Source organism: Micromonospora sp. KC207, from assembly GCF_004348615.1.
Lineage (GTDB): Bacteria > Actinomycetota > Actinomycetes > Mycobacteriales > Micromonosporaceae > Micromonospora.
Map to the genome: position 1 here is coordinate 1 of NZ_SMKJ01000423.1, position 4,159 is coordinate 4,159.

The 4,159-nt window shown below is 75.3% G+C and carries 4 protein-coding genes; all 4 read left to right on the forward strand.

Going from position 1 to position 4,159, the window contains the following annotated elements; genetic code table 11:
• Positions 1-29 precede the first annotated feature (29 nt).
• The 4 genes from E1258_RS30495 to E1258_RS30510 all read left to right on the forward strand — a co-directional run bounded on the left by E1258_RS30495 (position 30) and on the right by E1258_RS30510 (position 4,144).
• Complete coding sequence (locus E1258_RS30495; RefSeq protein WP_132407187.1) at positions 30-770, forward strand: 1-acyl-sn-glycerol-3-phosphate acyltransferase; 741 nt, start codon at positions 30-32, stop codon at positions 768-770.
• On the forward strand, positions 767-1,774 hold the full coding sequence (locus E1258_RS30500; protein WP_132407189.1) for an NAD(P)H-dependent glycerol-3-phosphate dehydrogenase: 1,008 nt from the start codon (positions 767-769) through the stop codon (positions 1,772-1,774). Before E1258_RS30495 ends, E1258_RS30500 begins: the two co-directional genes overlap by 4 nt.
• Positions 1,775-1,788: 14 nt before the next feature.
• Positions 1,789-2,895 carry a cystathionine gamma-lyase gene (locus tag E1258_RS30505; RefSeq protein ID WP_132407193.1) on the forward strand — a complete coding sequence of 369 codons (1,107 nt, stop codon included), beginning with the start codon at positions 1,789-1,791 and terminating at the stop codon, positions 2,893-2,895.
• A gap of 229 nt (positions 2,896-3,124) precedes the next feature.
• Complete coding sequence (locus tag E1258_RS30510) at positions 3,125-4,144, forward strand: ROK family protein (RefSeq protein WP_165949944.1); 1,020 nt, start codon at positions 3,125-3,127, stop codon at positions 4,142-4,144.
• The last annotated feature ends 15 nt before the right edge of the window (positions 4,145-4,159 follow it).

The following is a 4,159-nucleotide window of genomic DNA, read 5'->3' on the forward strand; positions in this document are numbered from 1 at the left end:
ACGTGGGGCCGGGGCAACGAGGAGGCAGGGTGACGCGGCGCAGGCTGGGGTTCTGGCGACGGTTCGCCGTGGTGTTGGTCAAGACCGTGCTGACGGTCTGGACCCGGCGCACCTGGCGGGGCATGGAGCACCTGCGCCACGACGGCGGAATCATCATCGCCCCGAATCACATCTCGCATGCCGATCCGCTGGTCTCGGCGCACTTCATCTACGACGCCGGGCGCTGGCCGAGGTTCCTCGGCAAGGCCAGCCTCTTCCGGGTGCCCGTGGTGGGCTGGCTCCTGCACCGGTGCCTCCAGATCCCGGTGGAGCGCGGCACGGTCGACGCGGTCAAGTCCCTGGACGCCCTCGTCGCCGCCCTGCGTGAGGGCGGCGCGGTGGTGATCTACCCGGAGGGCACCACCACCCGGGAGCCCGACCTGTGGCCGATGAAGGGCAAGACCGGGGCCGCCCGGCTGGCGCTGGCCACCGGCGTGCCGGTGATCCCGGTCGCCATGTGGGGGCCGGAGCGCCTCTTCGACCCCCGGAACAACCGGCTGGGCCTGCGGCCCCGCATCCCGGTGACCGTGGTCGCCGGGCCGCCCGTCGACCTGAGCCGGTGGGTCGGCTCCACACCCACCAAGGCAACTTTGGAAGAGATGACCGACGCCATCATGCTGCGCCTGCGCGACCAACTCGCCGAGATCCGGGGCGGGACGCCGCCACCGCTGTGGGAACGACCACGGCGGGCTGCCACCCGCCCGTGGCGGGGTCAGGAGGGCGCGGCGTGACCGGCCACGTGGCGGTGCTGGGGGCCGGGTCGTGGGGGACCGCCTTCGCCAAGATCCTCGCCGACGCCGGCCGGGACGTGACGATCTGGGCCCGGCGGCAGCCGGTGGCCGAGTCGATCCGGCTGCGCCGGCACAACCCGGATTACCTGCCGGACCTGCGGCTGCCCGCGCGGGTCACCGCCACCGGGAGCGCCGCCGGGGCGATCCGGGGCGCGGAGATCGTGGTGCTCGCGGTGCCGTCCCAGACGCTGCGCGGCAACCTCGCCGAATGGGTCGGCGACCTGCACCCGGACGCGACCCTGGTGTCCCTGATGAAGGGCATCGAGCTGGGCACCACCAAGCGGATGAGCGAGGTGATCGTGGAGACCGCCCGGGTCACCCCGGACCGGGTGGTCGTCGTCTCCGGCCCCAACCTGGCCCCCGAGATCGCCGCCGAGCAGCCCGCCGCCACCGTGGTCGCCGGCACCGACGACCGCCGGGCCCAGCTCGTCCAGTCGTCGATCCGCACGCCGTACTTCCGGCCGTACACCAACGACGACGTGATCGGCTGCGAGCTGGGCGGGGCGGTGAAGAACGTGATCGCCCTCGCGTACGGGATCGCCACCGCGATGGGCTTCGGCGACAACACCCGGGCGATGCTGATGACCCGGGGGCTCGCCGAGACCGCCCGCCTCGGGGTGGCGCTCGGCGCGGACCCGATCACCTTCGCCGGCCTGGCCGGGATGGGCGACCTCGTGGCGTCCTGCTCGTCGCCGCTGGCCCGCAACCGCACCTTCGGCGAGCACCTGGGCCGGGGGGAGACCCTGGAGCAGGCCCAGGCGGCCACCCGGCAGACCGCCGAGGGCGTGAAGAGCTGCCTGGCGATCCGGGACCTGGCCCGTGCGCACGGGGTGGAGATGCCGATCACCGAGCAGATCGAGCGGATCTGCCACGAGGGCATGGACCCGCGGCTCGCCGTCGACACGCTGATGAGCCGCACCGCCAAGCCCGAGTCGTACGAGTGAGTCCCGCGACCGGCTTGGAAACCGACGGCGACGGCACCCGGTGCGTGCGGGCCGGGCTGCCCGCGCCCGCGCCCGGACAGCCGTTCCTGCCCGGCCCGGTCTTCGCCGCGCCGTACCACCTCGATCCGTGGCAGGGGCCGGCGGCGGCCCCGAACGGGTACGGCCGGCCGGACAACCCGACCCGGCGGCTGCTGGAGGCGGCGATCGGCGAGCTGGAGGGCGGTGACGTCCGCGTCTTCGCCAGCGGGCAGGCGGCGATCACCGGCCTGCTGCTGGCCCTGTTGGGCCCGGGGGACACGGTGGTGCTCCCCGCCGACGGGTACTTCCCGGTGCGGGCATTCGCCACCGACACCCTCGCCGGGATCGGCGTGCGGGTGCGGTTCGCGCCGACGGTCGGGCCGTACCCGTCGTTCGCGGGGGTGCGGCTGGTGCTGCTGGAGACCCCGGCGAACCCCGGCCTCGACGTCGCCGACGTGCCGGCCCTGGTCGCCGCCACCCACGCCGCCGGTGCCCTGGTGGCGGTGGACAACACCACCGCGACCCCGCTCGGGCAGCGCCCGCTGGACCTCGGCGCCGACGTGGTCGTCGCCTCCGGCACCAAGGCCCTGACCGGCCACTCCGACCTGCTGCTGGGGTACGTGGCGACCCGCTCCGCCGGGCTGCTCGACCCGATCACCGCCTGGCGCACCATGACCGGGGCGGTGCCCGGGGCGTTCGACGCGTGGCTGGCGCACCGCTCGCTGGCGACCCTGGACCTGCGGCTGGCCCGGCAGAGCGCCAACGCGGAGGCGCTCGCCCGGCTGCTCGCCGGCCGGGCCGACGTCACCGGCGTGCGCTGGCCGGGGCTGCCGGGCGACCCGGCGTACGCGGTGGCCTCGGCCCAACTGCGCCGGATGCCCGGCGTGCTCTCGTTCGACCTCGGCGACGCCGCCCGGGTGGCCCGGTTCCTCACCGCGTCCCGGCTGGTGGCCGCCGCCACCTCGTTCGGCGGCCTGCACACCACCGCCGACCGACGGGCCCAGTGGGGCGACGACACGCCGCCCGGATTCGTCCGGCTCTCCTGCGGCGTGGAGGACACCGCCGACCTGGTCGCCGATGTCACCGCCGCCCTGACCGCGTGAAAGGAAGGGCCCCCTGTTGACGCATACGGTAGAGAGGGGCTCCCCTCTCACGTCCGGCCGGCCGGTGGACCGGGGCGCGCCGCAGTGATCACCCGCCGGCCCGGCTGACGGCGGCGGCCCGGCCGTCGAGGTGGCCCGGCCTTACGGCCGTGGCCCTGCGGCGTGCTGGCGAACTACCCTCACCTCAGGCGTGACCGGTGGGAGGCGATGTGGCGTGGGCGACGTCGGTATGCCGGTGGTGGTCGGGCTGGACAACGGTGGCACCAGCAACAACGCCACGGTGCTCACCCTCGACGGCCGGTTCCTGGTGGACGGCCTGGTGGAGATCCCCAGTGAGGTCCGGGCCGGCCCGGAGGCGGCTGTCGAGGCGCTGGCCCGCGCCTTCGACGGGGTGCTCGCCCGGGCCGGGGTGCGCCGCGACCTGGTCCGCGCGGTCGGGCTGGACACGCCCGGGCCGGCGAGCGCGACGGGGGTGATCTCCTCCCGGGGGTCGACCAACTTCGCCGAGCCGGCCTGGTGGGGGTACGACGTGCGCGGGGCGCTGGAGCGTCGCCTCGGCCTGCCGGTGACGTACCACAACGACGGCAACGCGGCGGCACTCTACGCCCACCACGTCCACTTCGGCGCTGACGCGATGAGCCGCTCCTCGGTCTGCGCCGTGGTGGGCACCGGCCTGGGCGGCGGGGTGGTGGAGAGCGGACGGGTGGTCGCCGGCGCGGCGGGAATGGCGGGGGAGCTCGGCCATGTGCACGTGCCGCTCGACGGGCTGCTCGCCCCCGGCCAGCCGGTGCCGACCTGCGCCTGTGGCTTCGCCGGGGACGCCGAGAGCGTCGCCTCGCTGACCGCGATCGCGCGCAACCTGCTGCCCTACTGGCTCAGTCGGTACCCGGGGCACCCGCTGGCCGCCGAACCGCCCGAGCGGGCCGCGAAGCTGGTCCGGGGGCTGGGGGAGCGGGGCGACCCGCTGGCACGGAAGATCTTCACCCAGCAGGCGACGGCGCTGGGCCGGCTGTTCACCGTGGCGGCCAACTTCACCGACCCGCACGCGTACTTCGTCGGCGGCGGGGTGGTGGAGGCGGCGCCGGAGTTCCGGGACTGGTTCCTGGCGACCGTCCGCGCGCACACCGTGCTCCGCGCCGAGCAGGCTGCGGTGGCCGCGTTCGCCCTGGTTCCGGACCGGGACACGGCCGGTGCGCGGGGGGTGGCGATCGCGGCGCTGGAGGCGGTGCGAGCCGGCGTCACCGGCTGAGCCGGGGTGGTGGTC